At 65.9% G+C, this 22,534-nt stretch carries 18 protein-coding genes and 1 pseudogene; 10 read left to right on the top strand and 9 right to left on the bottom strand.

The genetic code is table 11. The annotated features are described in order from the left end of the window. Window positions 1-27: 27 nt before the first annotated feature. The 4 genes from ACU18_RS02290 to ACU18_RS02275 form a co-directional block, all read right to left on the bottom strand. Window positions 28-807 carry an isocitrate lyase/PEP mutase family protein gene (locus ACU18_RS02290; RefSeq protein WP_050683922.1) on the bottom strand — a complete coding sequence of 260 codons (780 nt, stop codon included), beginning with the start codon at window positions 805-807 and terminating at the stop codon, window positions 28-30. Between the two features lie 9 nt (window positions 808-816). After that, on the bottom strand, window positions 817-2,619 hold the full coding sequence (locus ACU18_RS02285; protein ID WP_331456806.1) for an HNH endonuclease signature motif containing protein: 1,803 nt from the start codon (window positions 2,617-2,619) through the stop codon (window positions 817-819). An 817-nt stretch (window positions 2,620-3,436) separates the two neighbouring features. Then, a complete protein-coding gene (locus tag ACU18_RS02280) occupies window positions 3,437-4,297 on the bottom strand; it encodes an SDR family oxidoreductase (RefSeq protein ID WP_050683920.1) in 861 nt (286 codons plus the stop codon). A 3-nt stretch (window positions 4,298-4,300) separates the two neighbouring features. Then, window positions 4,301-5,218 (bottom strand): MSMEG_6728 family protein, encoded by a 918-nt coding sequence (locus ACU18_RS02275; RefSeq protein WP_050683919.1) that lies wholly within the window; start codon window positions 5,216-5,218, stop codon window positions 4,301-4,303. A 154-nt stretch (window positions 5,219-5,372) separates the two neighbouring features. On the opposite strand from ACU18_RS02275, the gene ACU18_RS02270 reads away from it, so the two are divergent. After that, window positions 5,373-5,960, top strand: a complete 588-nt coding sequence (locus tag ACU18_RS02270) for a hypothetical protein (protein ID WP_050683918.1) — start codon at window positions 5,373-5,375, stop codon at window positions 5,958-5,960. Window positions 5,961-6,271: 311 nt separating this feature from the next. On the opposite strand, the gene ACU18_RS02265 is transcribed toward ACU18_RS02270, so the two are convergent. Further along, complete coding sequence (locus ACU18_RS02265) at window positions 6,272-6,976, bottom strand: LysM peptidoglycan-binding domain-containing protein (protein WP_050683917.1); 705 nt, start codon at window positions 6,974-6,976, stop codon at window positions 6,272-6,274. A 304-nt stretch (window positions 6,977-7,280) separates the two neighbouring features. Between ACU18_RS02265 and ACU18_RS02260 the strand changes: the two genes are divergently transcribed. The 3 genes from ACU18_RS02260 to ACU18_RS02250 all read left to right on the top strand — a co-directional run bounded on the left by ACU18_RS02260 (window position 7,281) and on the right by ACU18_RS02250 (window position 9,951). Beyond that, on the top strand, window positions 7,281-8,318 hold the full coding sequence (locus tag ACU18_RS02260) for an adenosine deaminase (protein WP_050683979.1): 1,038 nt from the start codon (window positions 7,281-7,283) through the stop codon (window positions 8,316-8,318). A 329-nt stretch (window positions 8,319-8,647) separates the two neighbouring features. Then, window positions 8,648-9,559 carry a pullulanase X25 domain-containing protein gene (locus ACU18_RS02255; RefSeq protein WP_050683916.1) on the top strand — a complete coding sequence of 304 codons (912 nt, stop codon included), beginning with the start codon at window positions 8,648-8,650 and terminating at the stop codon, window positions 9,557-9,559. 92 nt (window positions 9,560-9,651) lie between these two features. Beyond that, the gene (locus ACU18_RS02250; RefSeq protein ID WP_050683915.1) at window positions 9,652-9,951 is read left to right on the top strand and encodes an acylphosphatase; all 300 of its coding nucleotides are present in this window, start codon (window positions 9,652-9,654) and stop codon (window positions 9,949-9,951) included. On the opposite strand, the gene ACU18_RS02245 is transcribed toward ACU18_RS02250, so the two are convergent. Next, window positions 9,945-13,607 (bottom strand): TM0106 family RecB-like putative nuclease, encoded by a 3,663-nt coding sequence (locus ACU18_RS02245; protein ID WP_050683914.1) that lies wholly within the window; start codon window positions 13,605-13,607, stop codon window positions 9,945-9,947. The genes ACU18_RS02250 and ACU18_RS02245 overlap by 7 nt on opposite strands. Window positions 13,608-13,871: 264 nt before the next feature. Between ACU18_RS02245 and ACU18_RS02240 the strand changes: the two genes are divergently transcribed. Further along, entirely contained in the window at window positions 13,872-14,561 is a 690-nt protein-coding gene (locus tag ACU18_RS02240; protein ID WP_050683913.1) for a DsbA family protein, read from the top strand. A gap of 42 nt (window positions 14,562-14,603) precedes the next feature. After that, window positions 14,604-15,050 (top strand): MepB family protein, encoded by a 447-nt coding sequence (locus ACU18_RS02235; RefSeq protein ID WP_082178133.1) that lies wholly within the window; start codon window positions 14,604-14,606, stop codon window positions 15,048-15,050. 122 nt (window positions 15,051-15,172) lie between these two features. Here ACU18_RS02235 and ACU18_RS02230 read toward each other — a convergent pair whose 3' ends face one another. Continuing rightward, window positions 15,173-16,369, bottom strand: coding sequence for a TerC family protein (locus ACU18_RS02230; RefSeq protein ID WP_050683912.1), 1,197 nt, complete (start codon window positions 16,367-16,369; stop codon window positions 15,173-15,175). A gap of 191 nt (window positions 16,370-16,560) precedes the next feature. Here ACU18_RS02230 and ACU18_RS02225 point away from each other — a divergent pair, with 191 nt between their 5' ends. After that, window positions 16,561-17,184, top strand: a complete 624-nt coding sequence (locus ACU18_RS02225) for a DUF1349 domain-containing protein (protein ID WP_082178132.1) — start codon at window positions 16,561-16,563, stop codon at window positions 17,182-17,184. Window positions 17,185-17,217: 33 nt separating this feature from the next. Here ACU18_RS02225 and ACU18_RS19180 read toward each other — a convergent pair. Next, window positions 17,218-17,517, bottom strand: a pseudogene (locus tag ACU18_RS19180) (DEAD/DEAH box helicase); the annotation flags it as partial. 71 nt (window positions 17,518-17,588) lie between these two features. Between ACU18_RS19180 and ACU18_RS02215 the strand changes: the two are divergent. Beyond that, complete coding sequence (locus ACU18_RS02215; protein WP_050683909.1) at window positions 17,589-19,916, top strand: FdhF/YdeP family oxidoreductase; 2,328 nt, start codon at window positions 17,589-17,591, stop codon at window positions 19,914-19,916. A gap of 272 nt (window positions 19,917-20,188) precedes the next feature. Here the strand turns inward: ACU18_RS02215 and ACU18_RS02210 are convergent, their stop codons facing one another. Next, a complete protein-coding gene (locus ACU18_RS02210; RefSeq protein ID WP_050683908.1) occupies window positions 20,189-20,518 on the bottom strand; it encodes a DUF6457 domain-containing protein in 330 nt (109 codons plus the stop codon). Between the two features lie 266 nt (window positions 20,519-20,784). Here ACU18_RS02210 and ACU18_RS02205 point away from each other — a divergent pair, with 266 nt between their 5' ends. Both ACU18_RS02205 and ACU18_RS02200 read left to right on the top strand, forming a co-directional pair. After that, complete coding sequence (locus tag ACU18_RS02205; protein ID WP_050683907.1) at window positions 20,785-21,138, top strand: GNAT family N-acetyltransferase; 354 nt, start codon at window positions 20,785-20,787, stop codon at window positions 21,136-21,138. A gap of 128 nt (window positions 21,139-21,266) precedes the next feature. Continuing rightward, window positions 21,267-22,523 carry a S1C family serine protease gene (locus ACU18_RS02200; protein ID WP_050683906.1) on the top strand — a complete coding sequence of 419 codons (1,257 nt, stop codon included), beginning with the start codon at window positions 21,267-21,269 and terminating at the stop codon, window positions 22,521-22,523. Window positions 22,524-22,534: the final 11 nt, after the last annotated feature.

The raw sequence follows: 22,534 nt of genomic DNA, 5'->3' as shown, positions 1-22,534 counted from the left end.
CATACGAAGCTCCAGGCGGAGCCCACCTTAGTTCAGCGGCCGGGTGCCGGCGGGGAGTTGGCCGTTGGCCAGGAGTTCCGCTGCAGCATCGGCCAGAGCAGTCAAGGCCACCCGCTGGGTCCAGGGACCATAGGAGATCCGTGAGATGCCCAGTTCCTGCAGTTTTGCGGGTGCAAGGGAGCCGGGCACATTGATGACCGAGACCTTGTTCCATCCGATGCCGGATACCAAAGCATTGACTGTTGCCTCATCAAGAAGGCCGGGAACAAAAACGTTGGTGGCGCCGGCTTCAAGATACGCTTTTCCGCGCTCAATGGCGTCAGCCAGGACATCCGCAGGGTCACGGTCTGCAGCCTTCAAAAAGGCATCGGTCCGGGCGTTAAGCACAAAGTCGACGCCTTCGGCGGCACCTACTTTGACGACAGCGGACATCTGTTCCACGGCGTCGGCCAGCGGGCGCATCTGGTCCTCGATGTTTGCCCCCACGATGCCCACACCGATGGCCCGCCGTGCTGTTTCACCCGGGTTGCCATAGCCGGACTCAAGATCTGCAGAAACCGGCAGGTGGGTAGCTGCAGCGATGCGGCCAACCGCCGTGATCATTTCGTCGACAGGGATGTTTTCGCCATCCTCGTAGCCCAGCGATGCGGCGATGGAGTGGCTGGCTGTAGCCAAGGCCACCGTTCCGGGAACATCCGTAATGACCTTGGCGCTGATGGCATCCCAGACGTTGACCACTTGGAGAATTTCGGCAGACTGGTGGAGTCGGAGCAGTTCAGAGGCCTTTGCGGCGGTAGTTGCAGTCATGACTGAAGCCTAGTTGATCTGCCTGCTGCCTGGCGGGGCAACGCCTGCTGCTTGCTGGCCGGCTGACCGCACTGATTCAGGCGGGGGTGGCGGCTTAAAATAGCGGTTGTGCCGTGGGCTTCGGGTTGGGTCGATATGGCGTGGCGGTATAAAGGTCGGGATGCCGTGAGCGACGGTTATGGTCCACAGCTCCTTGTGGATGATGTGGTGATGATGTGAGCAGAGCAGGACACCATTGTCCGCCGCAGTGGTTCCGCCTTGGGACCAGTACGTGATGTGGTGGGCTTCGCACCAAGGCGCCGGAATGGTGCAGTCAGGAAAGGCGCAACCCCGGTCGCGGGCGATGAGGGCGAGCCGCTGGGCCTGCGTGAACAGACGTGATTTCCGACCGACGTCGAGAATCTCGCCTCGGCTGCCGAGAACTACGGGGATGATGTCCGCATCGCAGGCAATCTTCCGCAAGGTGGCAGCAGCGACCGGTCCAGTGAACACAAACGCCCCAGCCCCTGTCCCGTTCGTGGAACCAACTCCGGAAGGGCTTCGCAGGGTATTCGCGTTGCTGGCCGTCGCGTCTGGGGTGGCCGTTGCCGTAGTGGCGCCCTTATTGGTGGTGCGACTATTGGTGGTGCGACGGACGCCAAAGGTTTTTCCGAAGTTTGATCCGCTGAACTGCCGGCTGGAATCGTCGCCGTCAGACCGTACCGGAAAGAGATCCTTATGGTCGATGGTCGCTATTATCTGGGGCCGGTTGCCGCCCGTTACAGGCAGGAGCGCGGTGGTCAGCCCGGCTTTGAGGCCACAGACGAGGCCATCCAGTTGTTGCTGCGGGCGCGTGCGCCGCTCAAGATTTGCTTCAGCCTCCCGCCACACGTTGGCGCTGGCACTGTTGGGAGACACGGCTTCGCTGGCGCAACCTCTGTCTGAGCTGGGGTTGTCCGGGCTGCTGTCTGTGCCGGGCGTGCTGCTTCGCGGGTTGGTGGCTGCGTTCATGACGGTGAGGAAGTGTTCGAACTGGTCCGTGGTGGCGAAGATTTCGAGGTGGTGCAGACCGTTCCGTTGTTTGCGGATGAATGCGCCCTGGGTGTGGCGCAGGGCTTCTTCTGTGGGCTCACTGCCGTCAGCGTCGATGGTTTCGGCCCACTTTTGGGCAACCCGGACCAGGACGTCCGGGTCTGATTTGCTGGCTATGCCCGTGAGATGCTGCTCCACTTGTCCGAGGATTTCAGCATTGGCGCTGTGCTGAAGCCGGTCCAAGGTGGAGGCGATGATGGTGGCGGCATACGAGGAAATTTTGGGCGCCGCCGACTCCGAGGCAGCGGTGTCCGCGGGAACATTGAGGTCCTCGGGGTCGACAGTCTCTGCCGGGATTGACGTGTTCCCGGGACAGCCGGTACCTGCCTTGGTAAAAGCCGCTGCAAGGTGCTCGAGCGGTGCCGGAAGCTGTTCTCCGGTAAGCGTTGTGGCGGGGAGGATCTGATGCGCGAGGTTGAGCCGGCGCCGGGCTTCCCTGACGGAGATCCGGAGCCGCACGCGAAGGAACTCCGCGGTGTTTCTGGTGCCGTCGTCATTCGGGGACGGTACAACCGCCCGCGGCCAGCCCGCGTCTGTTTCGTTGAGCGTTTCAACACCTTTGGCGTCCCAGCCCGTCACCCACCCTGCTTTGCCTGAGGCGCCAAGGCTGTCGCGGGCTGCTGCAACGGCCGCGGTGCGTGTCCGATCCACCGCATCGGCGGCGAGTAGTTGGAGATACTCAACGGTCCGCGAGAGGCTTTCGATGCTTCCGGCCACATCGGCTGCAGTTGCAAAGCCCACAGTAGCGAGTGCTTCGGGAGCCGCGCCCGCTGCTGCGGCGAGCACTTGGCCAAGCCGCGCCAATTCGTTGGCAAAACCAGTAGCGTCACTTTGTCGAGCCCAGCGCTCAGCCTCACTGTTAGGCACAGACCCGGACGCGGGATCACGCCAGAGTTGAGCCGCACGTGCCCGTGCCGTGGGCGCCGGCGCAGCCCAGGCCTCTTCCTCAGCCGGGGCCGCGGGCGGGGGACCAGACCACGATCCAGCCGCACGTGCCCGAGCCGTGGGCGCCAGCGCAGCCCAGGCCTCTTCCTCAGCCGGGGCCGCGGGCGGGGGACCAGACCACGATCCAGCCATGCGTTCGCGTGCCGCGGGTGCAGGCCAAGCCTCTTCCTTAGCCGGGGCCGCGGGCGGGGGCGAGGGACGAACCTCGGACCAGGCACCCGGCGCAGTCTCAGCTTCAGTCCCGGGCCAGGGTGCAGGCTCAGACCCAGCCGTAGCCCCTGACCCGAAAGCCCGGCCAGGAGGCGTCATCTCTGAGTAGGGGAGCAGGGGAAAGCCGCCCCGCGCAGTCTCCGGGGACCTGGCCGGGAACGGGCGGGGCGTGACGGGACTTGCCAGGGGAGTGCCGGCGTCGTGCGGGCCGTGGCGGAAGTCTTCAGCCCGGGGAGCAAGCGGGAGCAGCTGGGCGGTGCCGCCAATCTCGCCTGGCCATTCTCCTTGGGCTTCCATACATCAATTTTCCCAAGCGCGGGTTAAAGTTTCTCCCCAAAGTTTTCGTATGTGGATAACTTTGACCTCGAAATAGGCGAAGAAACCAGAACAACCAGAAGCTCGGCTACGGGTGCCGGACGCCGCTCCCCGTAAGGACCTCGCGGTAGCCTTCGCGGAACGAGGGGAACGCAAACTCCATGCCGCTGCCCCGCAGCAGATGGTTGCTGCAGCGCTTGTTTCCGCCGCGGGCCGGCCCCGCGTCGCCCACTGCAGGTTCGGGCAGGCCGAGGTGAGTTGCCAGGAAGCAGAGGACACTCCCCAAATCTGCAGGGTCGTCATCCACGCCCACGTAAACAGGACCAGGCTCAGCGGCCATGGTGGCCAAATGGACCACTGCAGCCGCCGCATCGTCACGGTGGATCCGGTTGGTATAGCGGACCTCTTGGGGAATCACTGCCGCGCCGCTTCGGACCTGGTCGATCAACCGCGTTCGACCCGGGCCGTAAATACCGCCCAGCCGCAGTGATACAGGAGCCGTGCCCGTCCCCGCTAGCCGCGTCCTGAGCAGTTCCTCGGCTTCGACGAGGATCCGGCCGGAGAACCCACCGGGCGCCGTTGGCGTGGATTCGTCCACCCAACCACCACCCGCGTCACCGTAGACGGCAGTGGAGGATACAAAAAGCACCCGGGCCGGCCGGACGCCGTCGCGCTCCAGCGCGTCAAGCACGTTCGCCACACCGCCCAGATAGGCGGCGCGGTATGCGTCCTCTGTTGGCGAGTCGGCAGCGACGGCAATTACGACGACGGTGGTATTTGCCGGCACTGAGGGCAGGCCCGGAGCCGATAGGTCAGCCGCAACACCTTCGATGGCGGCTGGAAGTTTGCCGGGTGTCCGGCGCCAGCCCACCACGCGGTGGCCGAGCGCGGCGAACCGCAGGCCCGCTTCGGTTCCGAGATCGCCGCACCCGGCCAAAAGGATGGTCACCGGTTACGGAGCCTCCACCGGGAACAGGACGCGCGGGTCCTGCAGGAGCGCCGGGTTGGCGAAGGCTGACCGGTCGATGATTTCGTTGACGGTGAAGTTCCGGCCAAACCGGCCATCCGCCAGAGTGATGGGGCGGCCCACTACTTCACCCACAGCAAACTTGGTGCCGTCCTCGAACGGGACGGCCACCGGAGTCCTGCCGGGGAATGTGTTGAACGCAGCTTCCTGCTCAGCCCGCTTGCGGGTGGGCTTCTTCACCTTCTGCTTTGGTGGTGCCTTCCGCGGCTGGCGTGACGGGCGGCGCGAGCCGTCCTCCACATAGACGGGGGAGTAGTCGTCCCCACCTGCTGCTGCGGCGGCTGCCGCAGCAGCAGCCCGGGGCAGCGGAAGAGCGACGGTGTCGAGCGTCTGCGGATCGATGGTCTCGTGCGGGTCCCGAAGGATCCAAAGAATATCGCCCTCCGGTTCCTGCGGCAGGAATTCGTGCTTGGGCAGCGGCCAGATGTAATCCATGTCCGGGACCGCATCCGTGAAAACGGAGGAGTAAAACTTGGGTTCCTTGCGCGCCAGCTTGGAGCGGTGGCTCAGGTGGAAATCGGCGTCGCCCAGCCACCAGGGCATGGCGATCTTCTCCACATAATCAGGGTGTGCGGCCTGGGGGGCGAACTCTGTGATGTTTGCCCGGGTGTTGTCAGGGTGGCCACGTTTGGCCCACTCATCCACCATGGCCAGGCCGTAAAGTGTCAGGGCCGGAACGTGGCCCATCCACATCCGGACGGCCGGATGGGTCTGCCAGCCGTATCCGGGAATGACCAGGGCGCGGAGCGTCTGAAGCGCCTCGACACGCTGCTTGCCCAGCCGGGCGGTGTCCAGTGCTGCGGCGCTTTGCCGGAAATCGGGGTACGGAAGGAAGGTTTGCATCCATTCAGTCTGACGGCAGCGGCCGGATGTGCCAATTGCAGTGCCGAAGACCACACCTCCACAGACAAGGTGTTCACAATGTGGACCCATGCATACCGGAGGTGCCGCCGCACACTAAGATACCCGCAACACCCCGGCGTCCTGGAAGCTAATCATGACAATAACACCTGTAACTCCTGCCCCAAGCACCGCCCAAATGCTGCCGCGCTACGGGCAGATGCTTCCCCCGGAGGCCAATGGCATCCTGGTCCTGGACGAGTTCATCATCGATCCTTCGGCCGCCCGTACGGAGCAGAATGGGTTCCTGGCGGGCATGGCGGCCGTTGCACGGACGGTGCGCCGGATCGCCGCGCTGCGCGTCATCATCGCCGTGGTGGCCATCGCCAACCTGCCCCTGTTCCTGCTGTCCAGCGGCTGGTGGATCTACGGCGTGTCCCTCACCCTGGTGGTCGCGGTCCACGCAGCGGTCAGCCTCATCAACAAGCATGAGCCGCGGCTGGAGCAGGAGGCGGCGCTGGCCATGCACCTGCACCGGGAACGCAGCGCCAACTACCGCAAGGTCCGCGACGCTGTGAAGTACATGATCGACACGCCCAGCAGGATGAATGAGCACCTCTACCTGGAGCTGCTGGCCGCCAAGCGGGTGGCGCTGAACCTGGCGCACGGCACCGTGGCACTGCTGGACACGAGCGACGACGCTGCCTGGAAAGTGCGCATTGTCAGGGAGTTGCCTGCCGCCTGAGCCCGCTGCCGCAACCGGCATCCCCCGCGTCGGCCCGGGACGTCCACCAGGGTAGGACGCCGTGAGTATGGGTAGACAGCATTAAAGAACGACGCCGGCACGCCCCTTGCGGGGTTGTGCCGGCGTCGTTTGCGGTCAACGGAATTTGTCTATCGCCGACCTGTTTGGGGAGCCTTTACAGGCTGGATGTTGTGCCAGGGCCGGGGCGCCACGTCAGGGCCGCCAAGTCAGCAGCTTCAAAGAGGTCGGCACCTCAGAGAGGACTGGCTGCGCCACCGGGGTCTGAACGGGCTTCACCAGAGGCGTTGCTGTCAGGCAGGGAGTTGCAGGACCTGGCCTGCGAACACCAGGTTCGGGTCGGACACCGTGTCGAGGTTGGCGTCTGCGAGGTGCTGCCAGCCCCCTTCGATGCCGAGCTTGCCGGCCACGATGCTCAGGGTGTCGCCGGCTTCAAGGGTGTAGGTCTCGCCGCTCAAGGCAACCGGCGTGGCGTGGCGCGCCGGCGCCTCGGCAACAGGAGCCTGTGCGGGAGCCGCCTGGGCCGGGATGCTCTGCGGCTGAACGGGGGCAGCCTGAACAGGTGCTGCCTGTGCCGGAGCCGCCTGAACGGGAGCTGCCTGTACCGGTGCAGTCTGGACGGGAGCTGCCTGTGCCGGTGCGGCCGGCGCTCCGCCGCTCAGGCCCAGTTGGGATGAGCAGGACGGCCATGCGCCCCAACCCTGTGCAGCCTGGACCTTCTCGGCGACGGCAATTTGCTGCTCGCGGCTGGCGTCGGCAGCACTGCCCGTGCCGCCGTACGCGGCCCAGGTGCCGGCGCTGAACTGCAGCCCGCCGGTGTAGCCATTGCCGGTATTGGTGGCCCAGTTGCCGCCGCTCTCACACTGCGCGAGGGAGTCCCACGTGGAGGCAGGTTCGCTGGCGTTTGCGGCTGTGGTGGAAAGGGCCAGGCCCGCTGCGGAGATGGCGGCGACAGTGAGTCCACGGCGCGCGGCAGTACGGAATGCTGTGTTGTTCATGGTGGTAATGCTCCTGAAGGCCCACCAGCGCTGGCTCCGTCCCCGGAGGTTGTCGCGCCACTGCCCGCCTCTTGACGAATAGAGGTCAATTATCGGTTGCTGCCGCTGGGCAGTTCTGGTGTAGGCAGCACCGGGCACTCATTCGCCCGCCGTGCGGGCATGCATTTCACGCTAGGACATCACCTGGGCGTTATCAAATCGAGACCGATCCTGAGTGTTTGCTGGTGGTCCTCCTCCCGGACGGGCGCGAACGGCGCGGGTGCAATATCCTGACCGGATGGAAAACTTTGCGGCTGGTACCGCCATGCCCGGAACCGAAGAAACCGAATCCGACGTCCTGGTCCCGGCCCGCCTCCTCCCCGTCGCGGAACTGCACCTGCACATTGAGGGCACCCTCCAACCTGAACTGATCTTTGCCCTGGCTGAACGCAATGGCCTCGAGTTGCCCTATTCGGGCCTGGACGAGCTCCGCGAACGCTACGAATTCACGGACCTGCAGTCCTTCCTTGACCTGTACTACGCGAACATGGCCGTGCTGCGGACCGAACAGGACTTTGCGGACATGACCCGCGCTTACCTGGAGCGTGCTGCGGCCGCCGGTGTGCGGCATGCCGAGATCATGATGGATCCGCAGGCGCACCTCTCGCGCGGCGTCGCGCTCGAAACCTGTGTCAACGGTGTCGCGTCTGTCCTCGCCACCTCGGAGCAGGACTTCGGTGTCTCCACCCTGCTGATTGCCGCCTTCCTGCGTGACCTGTCCGAGGAATCCGCCCTGGAGGTCCTGGACAACCTGCTGGCGATGGGTGCGCCGATTGCCGCCATCGGCCTGGACTCCGCCGAAGTGGGAAACCCGCCAGCCAAGTTCGAGCGGCTCTACGCGAAGGCGCGCGAAGCGGGCCTTCGGCTGACGGCCCACGCAGGCGAGGAGGGCCCGGCGTCGTACATCATCGAGGCGCTGGACGTGCTGGGAGTGGAGCGCATTGACCATGGCATCCGCTGCATGGATGATCCGGACCTGGTGGAGCGCCTGGTGGATGGCCGCATCCCGTTGACGGTGTGCCCGCTGTCCAACGTCCGGCTCCGCGCCGTGGATACGCTGGCTGACCATCCGTTGCCGGCCATGCTGGCCGCAGGCCTGAACGTCTCGGTGAACTCGGACGATCCCGCGTACTTCGGTGGCTACGTGGACGACAACTTTGCCCAGCTTGAAGCCGTCTTCGCACTATCCGAATTCGACAAGGCCCGGCTGGCAGCGAACTCCATCCATTCCTCGTTCGCTTCCGAGGAGCGGAAAGCGGAACTTCTGGAAGAGCTCAATGGGGGAGAAGTCCCGCACCCGTAGTCCAGGGTTTTCCGGCGTCACCGCAGCCGCCGAATGGGATGGAAGTAGCGCCGTGTGACAGGTGGGACACGGCGCTTCGGGGCTGGCCTTGAGCGTGCCTGCATCCCGCTAAACTTGGTGCCACAGGTGTGTCCTGGGACTGCGGGGCGGCATCCGTTCCGGCACTCCGGGGTCCTGCAGCCGGCCCCATACCGAGACCTCCGCCTCACTTGACGCTATTTGGGCTTAACAGTCGGTCACGACACGCAGAATTAACCAATTTAAGTCGCGAGATGTAACGGGCTGTTGGCAAAATGCCAGAGACCGATCGCTTTTATACAAGGGGAACCATGGCCACGTCCACTGCAGAAAACACCTTCCTTCGACTCAAGACCGTGTTGGACGTCCTCACCGAAGGTGTGTGGTCCGGTGATGTGCTGAACGCGGGCCAGGTCCTCGCTGAAGCGACGGCACGCGTACCGTTCAACGATCACGAAGGTGAGCTTCTCAGCGGCGGCATTCCCCGCGGGCACAAGACGCTCACGTCTGCCACGGCCAAGCTGGTCAAGGCCGGCTGGCTGGTCAAGGGCCGCTCCGGCTGGACCATCACCGATGACGGCATGCGCGCCACCGTTGCGTACCCGGACGCCCTGACCTTCGCTACAGCGCTCGACGCCGGCGCTCCCGTTCCGGCCGGAACACCGGTTCCCGCCGCGCCGGCAGGATTCGTCCGCCGGACCACCGCAGCAGAAGCAGTTGCCGAGCCCGTTAAAAAACCCACCAAGCGCACCCCGGCCAAAAAAGCGGCTGAGGTCGTTGAGAAGGCTGCAAAGGTCATCGAGGACGCTGTCGAGCCCGTGGTCAAGGCTGTCCGCACGCGCAAGTCACCTGCCAAGGCGAAGGCCGAAGCGGTGGCGCCTGCCGCCGTCGAGCCCTTTGAAGGCCCGGACGTCGAAACCCACCCCCAGCCTGAAGCCGTGGCCGTTGCCGGCGACTTCAACACCATCCTGGGCGCCCCCGAAAACTGGGCCCCGCAGTATGACGAAGCGCAGATGGAATTCGACTTCTTGGACCAGCTGTGGAAAAAGAGTGTCGAACTGCCGGCCGGTTTCTACACCTTCAAGATCGCCCTGAACCGGTCCTGGGAAGAGAACTACGGCGCGTATGGCGCTTTCGATGGCCCCAACCACGAGCTGCACCACAACGGCGGAACTGTCAGCTTCCGGTACAACCACAGCACCCGCGACATCACCATCAACTGACCTGTCGCCCCCAGGCAGCAGCGGTTCCGCCGCAACGCGGCACCAGCGCTGCCTGGCTGAGGGGCGGGCAGAGACCTGAAAGAAGGACCGCCATGGCCGGCAACGCAGGCCCCGGCCCGGGGAACATCCGGCTGGACGCCCGGGTGTTTGGCGTGGTCCAGGGTGTGGGCTTCCGCTACCGGACCATGGGCCAGGCCGAGGAGTTGGGGCTCACCGGCGAAGCGCGGAATCTCGACGACGGTTCCGTTGCCGTGGTGGCCGAAGGGCCGGAGGCCCAGGTGCGGAAGCTTTTGGCCTGGCTCACATCCGGTCGCGCCCCCGGGAAGGTGGAGCGGGTGGAGGATGCCATCACGGCGGCTGCGGGAACATTCAGCCGGTTTCGCGCTTACTGATCGGGCCGGTACAGCTGGGCGCCCTCCCGCGGGCTGAGGCCGATGAACGCGCCCAGCTCCTCCAGGGCAGCCGGCCGGTGCGGCATGTAGTTGGTGAGTTCCGGCGACCGGACCACAACAGCCCGCCATTGCCCGCGCGAGACTGCCACATTGATGCGGTTCCGGTTCAGCAGGAACTCGGCACCGCGCGGCGCCTCCGCCACGGCCGAACACGCCATGCTCACCAGCACCACAGGCGCCTCCTGGCCCTGGAACTTGTCCACGGTACCCACCCGGACAGCCGGCAGCCCTGCATCCTCAAGATGCTTCCGGACCAGATGGACCTGGGCGTTGTAGGCAGCCACCACCAGCAGGTCCTCCTGCACCAGCGGCCTGGGGCCGGCGTCCGCGGCAGGGGTCCACTTGAGCCCGAGGTGCCGATGCGCCTGGCGGACAATTTCGGCTGCTTCCTCCGCCGAACTGGTGGTGTTGCCGCTGTGGTCCACAAAAACTGTTTCCACTCCCGGCGGCAGCCCCGCAAGGTCCCGGCCCAGTGCAGCAGGGGCCGAGTGCAGTTTCCCGTCATAGCTCAGGCGAGAGACTGCCCGGCACAGCTCCGGGTGCATCCGCCAGCTGTCGGCAAGGAAGTAGCCCAGGTTGGCCGGCAGCGTTGCATGCCCGGCGGCGAGCCAGCCCAGGGCTGACTCGTCCACCGGCTCGGGGTGGGCTCCTTGGGTCACCTGCGGCAACTGCTGAGGGTCACCCAGGAGGAGCAGCCGGGTGGCTGCAATGGACACGGCCAAGGTGTTGGCAAGTGAGAACTGCCCGGCTTCGTCGATAACCAGCAGGTCCAGGGAACCCGCCGGCACTTCCTTGCCGGTCATGGTCCACGCGGTGCCGCCCACCAGGCAGCCGCCGGGAGCGGCAAGAAGTTGGGAGACATCGCCGTCGCCCGTCAGGGTCCAGGGGACAGGGTGCGGGGCTGCGAGCTTCTTGGCCACCACGGCAGCGTCCACGCCGCCGGTGTCGATGGCCCGGCACAGCAGGTTTTCCACCACGTTGTGGGATTGTCCCACCACGCCGATCTTCCAGCCGGCCGCCACCAGCCGGCCGATGACATGAGCCCCCACGAAGGTTTTGCCGGTACCCGGCGGGCCCTGGACGGCGAGGTAGGAGCGGTCCAGATCCAGCAGCGACTCCACCATGGCTGTGGCGTAGTCGGCGGCACCGTCGGGGCCGTTGCGGACCTCCACTGGCCCCGGGAGGCTGACGAAGCGTGGCGGCAGTTTGCGCAGGATGTCCAGCCCAGGTTGGGCGGGGATCGCCGGTACCGCTGCCCCCACGCTCCGGGCGATGGTGGCGATGGCGGCCTCGATGCTGACGGTGGCCAAGGGCTGGTCCTCGGTGAGTGCCACCGGAAAGTGCGGATAGGCAGGCACCTTGGCCGTTTCGCGCTCGGCGATGGTGATCACCGTGTGGGCCGGATTGTCCGGCGCCGGTTCCAGTTCGAGGATCCTGGTCCCGAAGGTGAAGGCCTTGGCCAGCGGGGCCGAGTCGGGTGCGGCCATGCCGTCCGGGGCAGGATCGTTGTACAGCCGGCACCAGGCCGAGCCTGCCCGGAAATCCGAACCTTCGGTCATGGTGCCCCGCAGCTTCAGGACCCGGGTGCGCATCCGTTCCCGGGGTTTGGCCAGCGCCCAGTCCGACAATATTTCGGCAGAGGCCACTACAAACACGTTCCGTTGGTCGGACCACGCATCCACCGGTGCTTCCACCCGGTCGAAGTGCTGCCACCAGAACTGCTTGCGTTCCCGCCGGTGGTAGCCGGTGGCGGCGGCCACCATGGCGATGGCCCGTTCGTCGTCCGTCCACGGCCGGTTGTCCGGCAGGTCCGCGAGGTAGGCGCGCAGCCTGGCTTCCTCCGCGCTCTCTTCCGGCCCATCCGTGTCCGGCCCATCCGTGGCTGCCGGCCGTTCGGATACCGCGCGCGAGGCCGCAGCGTGCCCGGTGGCTGCCCCGGAAAGCGTGCCGCCGTCGGCAGTCGCCCCCACGGCCAGGAGCCAGTCGCGCAGCCGAAGGGTGGAGAGGCAGTCGTACTGGTTGTAGTCCGAGATGGACGCCAACACCGTGGCGGCTTCGTCCGGGTGGCCGGCATCCCGTTTTGCGCAGTAGGCGGCGTAGGCCACCACCGATGCGCCGGCGTCCTTCACGTCCCCGGAGCGGAGATTGTCGCCCATGTACAGCGGCTCGAGCTTTTTGATGGAGTAGGACGGCTCGGAAATCCGCAGCGAATGCCGGACGGTTGCGTAGAGGTCCACCAGGAGCCCATCCCGAAGCCAGCCGTCCACAGTGTCTTCGCCGGCCTGGTGGGCCAGGGACAAGTGCCGGAGGGCAGTTTTTTCGTACGCCGCGTAGTGGTAGACGTGCATGTCCGGGTAGCGGGACCGGCGCTCTTCCACGTATGCCAGGAACTCAAGGAAGGCCTTCCGTTCCCCGGACCGCGAGTGTGCCCAGAACGGGCGGAACACCGGATCAGCGCCTGCAGGGGGAGCTTCGATCACGCCGAAGAGGTACTCGATGCCCCAGACGCCGGTGGCGGGGTCCTGCCAGAGGGGATCGCCCTCGAAGTCGAAGAAGATGTCCCCGGGGCTGGGAGGTGGCACGGTCCCGATGGTGTGCTCCGGCAGCACGGAATAGGACACCGTGTGCGCGTCGCCGTCCTTGGTGTACGTCCTGGAACCCGCCGGGGCGTCCAGTCCCAGCTGCATCCTGGCCTGGGCCCGCAGCCGTGCCACGGAACCGGACGCAGCGGCCGCGGGCATCGCAGCGAGCTGGTCGACGGTGGCGATGCCTTCCGCATTCAGCTTCCTGCGCCTGACCACGCTCATGCCCGCCACCATCAGCAGGTCCCGATGCGCCTGGACCTGCTCCGCGCAGTAGTCGCACCGCCCGCAATGGACGACGCCGGCCTGCTGCCAACGAACGGTGTCGGTGCCCGCCCGATGCCGGGCAGTCAGTTCGCGGAAGCGCCGCCGTCGTTCGCGGAAGACGGGCAGCAGGTCCGGCAGCGAGTGGCTGCTGCGAAGCCAGTCCGAACCCACCCGGGTGCCCAGCACCAGGGTGACGACGGGGGAGGGGGCAAGTCCCATGCCCAGCAGCTGGTCTCCGTAGGCAGCCAGCTGCAGGAGGGCCCCCACCTTGGCATGCCGGGCCAGCTTGGTGTCCCAGACCTCATACCGCCCGGCCTTGCCCGTTCCTGCGGCCTCGTTGACCAGGAAATCCGCGTAGCCCAGGAACTCGCCGTCGAAAAAGGTTGCCTGGAACACCACATCCGCCCCGGACCTGAGGGCAAGTTCGGTCTCGGCATGCCGGGCCTGGAGTTCGCCGCGAAGGTTCGGGCCCCGCTCCAGGGAATAGACGCCGGTTGCACGGTTGGGGTCCCAGGTCCCGTACCTTGCGGTCAGGCTATCCAACACTGTCTGCTCGTGGCGGTCGCCCAGCGCGCCTGCCCTGGCCTGCATCTCGTCGGCGGGGAACACGGCTTTTTCGGCGCGGCCCAGTTTCTCGTCGAGGACGCGCAGCGTGCGGTACTCACATTCGCTGGCAGCCACCAGATCCGTGGCGGAAAACACCAGGTCCGGCGCCGATCCGGCGTCATCAGGCTCAAGCAGAAACATGGGGCCTCCCCAGGAGTTGCAGGGCCGGGGGACTGTTCCTCCGGCCCTGGAACAAACCTAGCAACGGGGGCCGACAAAACGGCGGGTTAAGCCAGCCGGGCCACGTTGCGGCGCTCGGCCAGGTGCCCCCACCCAACTGACTCGCAGTTGTTGTCGTTTTGAGCCCCCAAAACGACAACAACTGCGAGTCAGTTGGGCACGGCGGGGGATAGGGTGACGCGCCCCGAATCGCTGGATCCGGGTCGGCTCTGGGAGGCTGGTCCCATGACGGAAACCAGCGCTGACCACACCAACGCCTCCGGCCTGGCCCGACGGGTCCGGGCCGCGATCTGGGTGGTGCTGGCGGCAGTGGTGGTTGCCGGCGTGACGTGGTATTTCGTTATGGCCGGCCAAAGCCAGGCCCGCGACGTCCAGCCGGCTGCTGCCGCGCAGGTGGTGCGCGCTGACAGCCACCGGCTCACCGCTCCCATGGAGGAGAAGGCGCAGCTGGTGGAGTTCCTGGACTTCGAATGCGAAGCGTGCCGGGGCGCCATTCCCCTGATCGAGAGCCTGAAGGCTGAATACGGGGACCGGATCACTTTCGTCCACCGCTACTACCCGCTGGCCGGGCACCGGAACTCGGTCACCTCGGCCCTCGCGGTGGAGGCCGCCGCCCAGCAGGGCAAGTACCAGGAGATGGCGGACCGGCTGTTCGAGACGCAGCCCCAATGGGGTGAAAGCAGCGAGTCAAAGGCTCAGCAGTTCCGGACGTACGCGCAGGAGCTGGGCATGGACCTCGCCGCCTATGACGCCGCGGTTGCCTCCGACGCAACGCGGCAGCGGGTGGAACAGGACATTGCCGACGGCAAAGCGCTGGGCGTCACCGGAACGCCCACGTTTTTCCTCGACGGCAAGAAGCTCCGGCTGGATACCGAGGCGCAGTTCCGGCAACTGCTGGACGACGCCGTCCGTTGAGCAGGCAGCCCGGCCGGCGATGGCGCGGGTAGGCTCGGTCCGGTGACGGAACCTGCCTTCGAACGGTATGCCCGGGATGTCCTGGCGCCCGCCGGTATCCCCTGGTCCGTTGGTGGCGACGCTACCAACGAGGATTACGAGGGAGCGGTGGCCCAGCTGGGGGACCAGCGCTGGCGGGTCCGGACCGCGCGCATCACACCACGGAAACCGGGTGCCTTCCTGGCCTTTTGGCGCAGGGCAGCGGACGGCAGCACAGCACCGTTCCCTGCGGACGCGCAGGACGGGCTGCTGGTGCTTGTCGACGACGGCGGGCGGCGAGGCGGATTCCGTTTCACCGCTGACCAGCTGGAGCGTCTCGGCATCACCTCATCCGCAGGGCACCCGGGCAAACGCGGCTTCCGCGTCTACCCTGCCTGGAGCGCAGACCTCAACCCGCAGGCCGCCCGGACCCAGCGGTCCCAGGCCCCGGCCTTCTTCGAACTGGACTGACCCCGGCAGCCCCAGCAACTCCAGCAGCCCCAACAAAGCGGCAGCCCCAGCAACTCCAGCAGGCCAACAAAACCGGCCGGTCCCCCGAAAGGGAACCGGCCGGCGTCGTACACGTGGGGGAATTACTTGATACCGGCCCGCACCTGGGCTTCGTCATGCTCGGCGTGGGCCTTCTTGATCAGGGCAATGAACTCGGTCTCGTTCCGGATGAGGCGCTTGTACTTCTCCGGAAGGCTGCGGATCTGCTGTTCCTCGCGGCACATCTTGGCGAAGATCTTGTCGCGCTCGCCCATGTTGGTCTCGTAGTTGAGGTCCAGGTATTCGGTGGCGTGGCGCTTGGCACCGGAAACAGCGTTTTTGGCCTTGCCCTTGGGGCTGAAGATGGACGCCAGGATGGTGATGACCAGGACGCCCAGGATCACGGACAGGGACAGGCCGGTGCTGAACTCCACCACGTTCACCGGCTCGCCATCGTTGATGAACGGCACGTTGTTCTCGTGGAGGGCGTGCAGGATGAGCTTGACGCCGATGAATCCGAGGATGGTGGCCAGGCCGTAGGAGAGGAAAATGAGGCGGTCCAGCAGGCCATCGATGAGGAAAAACAGCTGCCGGAGGCCCATCAGGGAGAACGCGGTGGCCGTAAAGACAATGAACACATTCTGGGTGAGGCCGAAGATCGCGGGGATGGAGTCGAGGGCAAACAGGATGTCCGTGGCACCGATCGCGATCATTACCAGCAGCATGGGCGTGAGGACCTTTTTGCCGTTCTCCATGGTGAACAGCTTGTCGCCGTCGTAGTGTTCCGACGCCGGCAGGAACTTCTTGGCCATCCGCACAATAAAGGAGTCGGAATCGTCGTCGTGGTTGCTGGGCTTGAGCAGGTTGCCGGCGGTGATCAGCAGGATCAGGCCGAAGAGGTAAAACACCCAGGCGAAGCTGTTGATGAGGGCGGCGCCCAGGAAAATGAACCCGGTCCGCGCGATCAGGGAGAAGACAATTCCGAACAGCAGCACCTTCTGCTGGTCCGCGCGGGGCACCTTGAAGCTGGCCATGATGATGAGGAACACAAAGAGGTTGTCCACGGACAGGGCCTTCTCCGTGACGTAGCCGGCGAAATATTCCGTGCCCATGGTGGGCCCGCCGAACCAGAGGACGCCGAGGCCGAACAGCACCGCGATGCCCACGTAGATGCCGGACCAGAGGGCCGATTCCTTGAGCGTGGGGGTGTGGGCCTTGCGCACGTGGAAGAAGAAATCGAAGGCCAGCAAACCGACGATTCCCACAATGGTTAAAATCCAGACAAATGGGGCTACTTCCATGCTGTGGGCCTTTCGTCGCCGTACACGCTCGGCCCGGCCGGGGGGATCCAGCGGGCCGTCTTTGCTGGTCCAAGGGTACCGTTCAGCATCCGGCCTGACGGCCGAAGCGGGTCTGGACGGTATTATCCCGAGCAACGCCACAAGCCGGACCGCCCGGGTTCCCGGCACGTCCACGAAAGAAGGTCGCCCCGTTGCCCATCCGATCCCTTGCAGTGCCCGGACTGCCCTTCCCCCTCGAAGCTGCCGGCGCCGCTGCACCCGTGGCGCCCGTCGTCGTCGGCGGTGAAGTCCGGCTGACCGCAGCCCCCGGTGCTGATCTTTTCCTTGATCCGAAAGGGGCGTCGGACCCACGGCCGGACGCCGAGCGCTGGACGGCTCCCGTCCAGGGTGACTTCCAGCTGCAGGCCCACGTGGCTGCAGGCTTCGCCACCGATTTCGATTCCGGGGTCCTGCTGGGCTGGTTCGACGACGACACCTGGTTCAAGGCCTGCGCCGAGCGTGACCCTTCCGGCATGACCCGTGTGGTGTCAGTGGTAACCCGTGACGGCGCATCGGATGACTGCGACAGCTGGCCCATCGACTCCACTGGGACGTACCTGCGGATCAGCCGGTTCGGGGCGGCCTTCGCCCTGCACGCATCCACCGACGCCCAGAACTGGAACATGGTGCGCTACTTCCGGCTGGGCCGGCCCGCGGCAGAACCGGTCCGGGTGGGCTTCGTGGCGCAGTCACCGGCGGGGCAGGGAACCTGGGCCACGTTCCGGGACATCCGCTTCAGCCGTTCCACCCTCGGGGCCGTCCGGGACGGCTCCTAACGCCAGGGACGACACAGGAGCCGCCCCGCCCGCAGCGCAGTCCGCACCAAGGTCCGCCGACAGCCCGTCAAGCTGATCCTCCTGCAGGGCGATGACCGGGGAAATGACGACGGCGGGACGTCCCGTGGTGTTGTGCAGGTACCGGGCCGCCACCTGGTGGATGGCCGACTTTCCGTAGCCAGTGGGCATCACGGCGAGGACATCCCTGCCATCGGTCAGTGCGGCCATGCCGGCCAGCTGCCCGGCGTGCAGTCGGAGCAGGGAAAAATCGGCGGCGGCCAGCTTAACCGGCCCCAGGCCCGCAGGCCCATGCTTCCTTGACTTCCCGGACACCCTGAACAACTGTGGAGGGAACCGCGGTGTCCGGAAGGGCGGCGGCCGGACCAAGCCAAGGAGCATGCAGCGTGAAGCGCGAAAACCCGAAGGTCAATGAAGCCGACGAGTCCGGCATCGAGGTCACCGGCCACCCCAAGGCCTGGGCAGCGGGCGTGCCGGGTGTCTACCACTCGATGCAGCCCGCCCTGACACACATGGGCGTGGACCGGGCACGGAAAACCCTGCTGGCGTTGAACCAAAAAGACGGGTTCGACTGCATGAGCTGCGCCTGGCCGGACCCGGACCACCGCAAAACGTTCGAGTTCTGCGAAAACGGTGCCAAGGCCGTGACGTGGGAAGCCACACCCGTCCTGGTCCACAGCGGCTTCTGGGCGGAGCACCCCGTCAGTGAACTGCGGCAACGCTCCGAATACTGGCTGGGCATGCAGGGCCGGCTTACCGAGCCCGTGTACAAAAAGGCCGGGGCGGACCATTACACACCCGTCAGCTGGGAGCAGGCCTTCACCATCGTGGCGGACAAGCTTGCAAGCCTGCCCAGCCCGGACCGGGCAGCCTTTTACACCAGCGGCCGCACCTCAAACGAGGCCGCGTTCCTTTACCAGCTGTTCATCCGCGCATACGGCACCAACAACCTGCCCGACTGCTCCAACATGTGCCACGAATCCTCGGGCTGGGCCATGGGCCAGACCATTGGGATCGGCAAGGCCACCGTCTCCTATGGCGACTTCGAAAAAGCGGACCTGATCATCGTGATGGGCCAGAACCCGGGCACCAACCATCCGCGGATGCTCACCGCACTGGAGGAGGCCAAGGAGGCAGGTTGCCGGATCGTGGCAGTGAACCCGCTGCCGGAGGCTGGACTGATGCGGTACAAAAACCCACAGAAGGTCAAGGGCATCATTGGCCGCGGCACGGAGCTGGCGGACCAGTTCCTGCAGATCCGGATCGGCGGGGACATGGCCCTGCTGCAGGCGGTGTCCAAACGGGTGCTCGATGCGGAAGACGCCCATCCCGGAACCGTCCTGGACCACAAATTCCTGGCGGAGCACTGCGAGGGCCTGGCCGAACTCCGGGCCCACCTTGCCGGGCTGGACGAAGCCGCCGTCCTGGCCGCCACCGGGCTGCAGGCTGCGGACATCGACGAACTGGCCGCACGGTACCTTGCCGCGGACAAAGTGATCATCACCTGGGCCATGGGCATCACGCAGCAGAAAAAAGGCGTGGCCACCATTAAGGAAATCATCAACCTGCTGCTGCTCCGCGGCAACATGGGCAAGCCCGGCGCGGGGGCCTCACCCATCCGCGGGCACAGCAACGTCCAGGGGGACAGGACCATGGGCATCTGGGAGCAGATGCCGCCGGCCTTCCTGGACGCCCTGGGCGAGGAGTTCAGCTTCGACCCGCCCCGCAAGCACGGCTTTGACGCCGTGGAAACCGTCCGGCAAATGCGCGACGGCGGCGTGGATGTATTTGTGGGCATGGGCGGCAACTTCGTGGGCGCCATTTCAGACACGGCCGCGGCTGAGGCCGCCATGGAAAAGACTGCCCTCTCGGTGCAGATCTCCACCAAACTCAACCGGTCGCACACGGTCACCGGTGCCGAAGCGCTGATCCTTCCCACGCTGGGCAGGACGGAAATCGACCTGCAAAAATCCGGGCCGCAGTTCGTCTCCGTGGAGGACACCGTGTGCGCCGTCCATGCCTCCCACGGCGTGGTGGAACCGGTGGCGCCGGGGCTGCTGTCCGAGGTGGCCATTGTCTGCCGGCTTGCCGCCGCGGTGGTGGGGGACAGGACCTCGGCGGACTGGGCAGGATTTGAAGCGGACTACGACCTGATCCGGGACCACATTTCCCACGTGGTGGCAGGGTGCAGTGACTACAACACTAAGATCCGGCAGAAGGGCGGGTTCGTTTTGCCCAACGGCCCCCGCGATTCCCGGACCTTCAGTACGCCCACCGGCAAGGCGATCCTCACGGTCAATGAACTCGAACACGTGGAGCGTCCTGCGGGCACCTTGATCCTGCAGAGCATGCGTTCCCACGACCAGTTCAACACCACCATCTACGGCCATAACGACCGGTACCGCGGGATCCGGAAAGGCCGCGATGTGGTGTTTGTAAATCCCGACGACCTCGCCGAGTTGGGCCTCGCGGACGGCCAGCACGTGGACGTCCACGGTGTGTATGCCGACAACGTGGAACGTGTGCTGCGCAACTACCGGCTGGTGTCATACCCGTCGGCAAAGGGCTGCGCCGCCGCCTACTACCCGGAAGCCAACGTCCTGGTGCCGCTGGATTTTGTGGCGGAGGGGAGCCAGACGCCGGCGTCCAAAGCCGTCGTCGTGCGCCTGCAGCCGGTACCGGCGCTGGAAGAGGAGCCGACGGCGGGCGGCTAGCGGGTTCCAGGCATCGGATCCTGCCGCTACACGCTGTCCAGGGAGCCATTCGTGCGGTAGTTCCGGATGGCGTTGAACTGGTCCCACAACGTTACGGCCCAGATGACAACTACCGCGTCAGGATTCACCCAGGCGGGGGTTGATCCACCCAGGCCGGCTCCGGGGGCAGCACGGAAGTCGGGGGCGCCTTCGCGGCGCGCCGGACCGGCCGGGAGGTCCGGCGCATGCGGAAGCCCGGAAGATGCGCGCAGGCCTACAAGGGGCGCAGCGCTCTACTGCGCGGTATCGGCCCAACCGCCCGCGGCCGGGCCGCCGTCGTGCCCTTGGCTGCAGAGCTGGAACGCAGTGCGGGCGGCCTTTTCCACTGCGGCAGCGGAGGCCTCGCGGGATCCGGCACTGCCGGAACCGGCGTCCAGCCCGGCTGCATAGCCCACCAGGAACGTGGTGACGGGGGCGGCCGCATGGATCACCGAGCCGGCCGATTCGCGGGCCAGATCCAGCAGGAGTGCCTGGTCCACCTTCAGGTCAAGGATTTGCAGGGCCTGCGCCAACCGGTGGCTCCACTGGTCCAAAACCTGGGCTTCGTCGTCGCTGACTGCCATTTCTCCGCTCCCTGTCGCAGGATGTTCTCCGTTTGCCGACACTACAAGGATTCGGGACGGAAGTCACCGGTTGGCTGGGGCCAGGTGCACACGGTCAAGATACTCACCTCCCTGGCGGAAGGCGGCCACTACGACCTCATTATCCTTTCATTGCGGCGGACGTCATCACGTGCCGCCGCGGAGCGCCGGGTCACGGAAATAACTCCCGGCCGGGGCGGGTTACGCTTTTCAAAGCACGCCCGTACCCTGTCCCTGAAGGAGCCCCCGTGAGTGCCATCTCCGTCCGTCACCGCCCTGATCGCGACCGCTTCGAAATCCTGGATGCCGGAAATGTGATCGGAAAGGCCGTCTACAGGGATTACGACGGCGACGGGCAGGGTCAGCGGATTTTCTACCATACGGTAATCAACGAGGAATACGGCGGACAGGGCCTCGCCGGCCAGCTCGCCACCGTAGCGCTCACCGCCACGGTGGAGGCCGGCCTGGGCATCGTGCCGGTATGCCCGTTCATCAAGAAGTTCCTGGTGAAACATCCGGAGTTTGCCGGGAGCGCCGTTCCGGTCAGGCCGGCGCATCTGGCGTTCCTGGACGCGGCGCTCGCAGCCCCCACGCCCGGATGACCCGGGCGGACAAGTAGTCACTCCGTAAACAATCGGGTACCCCAAATGCTTGGGGTTCCAGAACTGTCCCGGCTAATTTGAAGGCAACCGCTTCCTGCGGCCGCCGGCTGAACGTCAGGACAACTTCAATGGCGAATGAGAACCCCCCAACCAGACTGTGGCAGTCGGCCGCCGGTGTGGCTGTGGCCGGCCTGCTGTTGGCTGGATGCAGCAGCCCGTCCCCGCAGGCTCCCACGCAGGTTCCTGAAGCCGGCGGGCAGCAGGGGCCAACACTGACACCAACCCCCACGCCGTCCGTCAGCCCCACCCCAACGCTGTCGGTCACGCCAACTCCTAGGCCCACCCCCACCGCCATTACGCCGAAGGGCTGGCCGGCTGTCGTGGCGGAAGTGCGGTCCGGCGTCGGGCAGTTCAGTGTGACGGGCTGCGAATTCAGTGCAACGGGCACAGGGTTCCTGATTGCGCCGGACCTGGTGGTCACCGCTGCCCACGTGGTGGATGATGCGTCCGCCATCAGCATTGCCTTCGGTGGTGAGCCTTCCGTCGAAGGAGTTGTCCTGGGGTTCAACGAACTGGCGGACCTGGCATTGGTCAGGATCAACAGGCCCGTCGCGGGCCATCAACTTCAGTTCCAGGAGGCCCAGCCGCCCATCGGGACCGATGTCGCCGCCCTGGGTTTCCCGTTGGGGGAGCCACTCACCCTGACCCGGGGGATTGTGAGCGGCCTGGACCGTGAGGTGAACTTTGGCAGCGGACGGATTGGAAACATGATCCAGACGGATGCAGCCATCAACCCGGGAAACAGTGGCGGACCCCTGCTGGATGAGCAGGGTTTCGTTACGGGCATCATCAGCGCGGGGACCGTTGGCGCCGAGGGCATGTCGTACGCGGTCGCTGCCCCCAGGGCGGCGGAAGCAGTCGCGGAATGGCAGCTTCGCGGGGTGGTGCGGGCGCCGGTCACGTGCGGGAACGCGCCGGCGCCGAACTCCGGCTTTTTTCCCATGACCATCAGTTCCAACCACGATCAGGCGACCAACATCGGCCAGGCCCTGCTGCTGCACGGCCAGGGAATCAACCGTGGCGCATATTCTGCTGCCTTCAAGCAGTTCACGCCGGAACTGGGGGCCAGCTTCGGCGGTGAGGCGGAGTGGAGCAAAGGGCTCGGTTCCTCATATTGGACCAAGCTGGACGTGGTGAACGTGACCGGAACCGGCGATTCCCTGGTGGCCAACGTCAGCCTGAGGACCCGGCAGGACGCAGCGCACGGGGTGGCGGGCCAGACATGCTCCGACTGGCGCATCGCCTACACCGTGGTCTGGGACGGGGCCGCGTGGCTTATCGCCGGAACGGCGTTGCCGCACGGCAATCCGCAGGCGTGCGTCTGAGCGGGACGCGC

The organism is Arthrobacter sp. ZBG10, from assembly GCF_001238605.1.
Lineage (GTDB): Bacteria > Actinomycetota > Actinomycetes > Actinomycetales > Micrococcaceae > Arthrobacter.
This window is presented reverse-complemented; position numbering and strand designations above follow the sequence as displayed.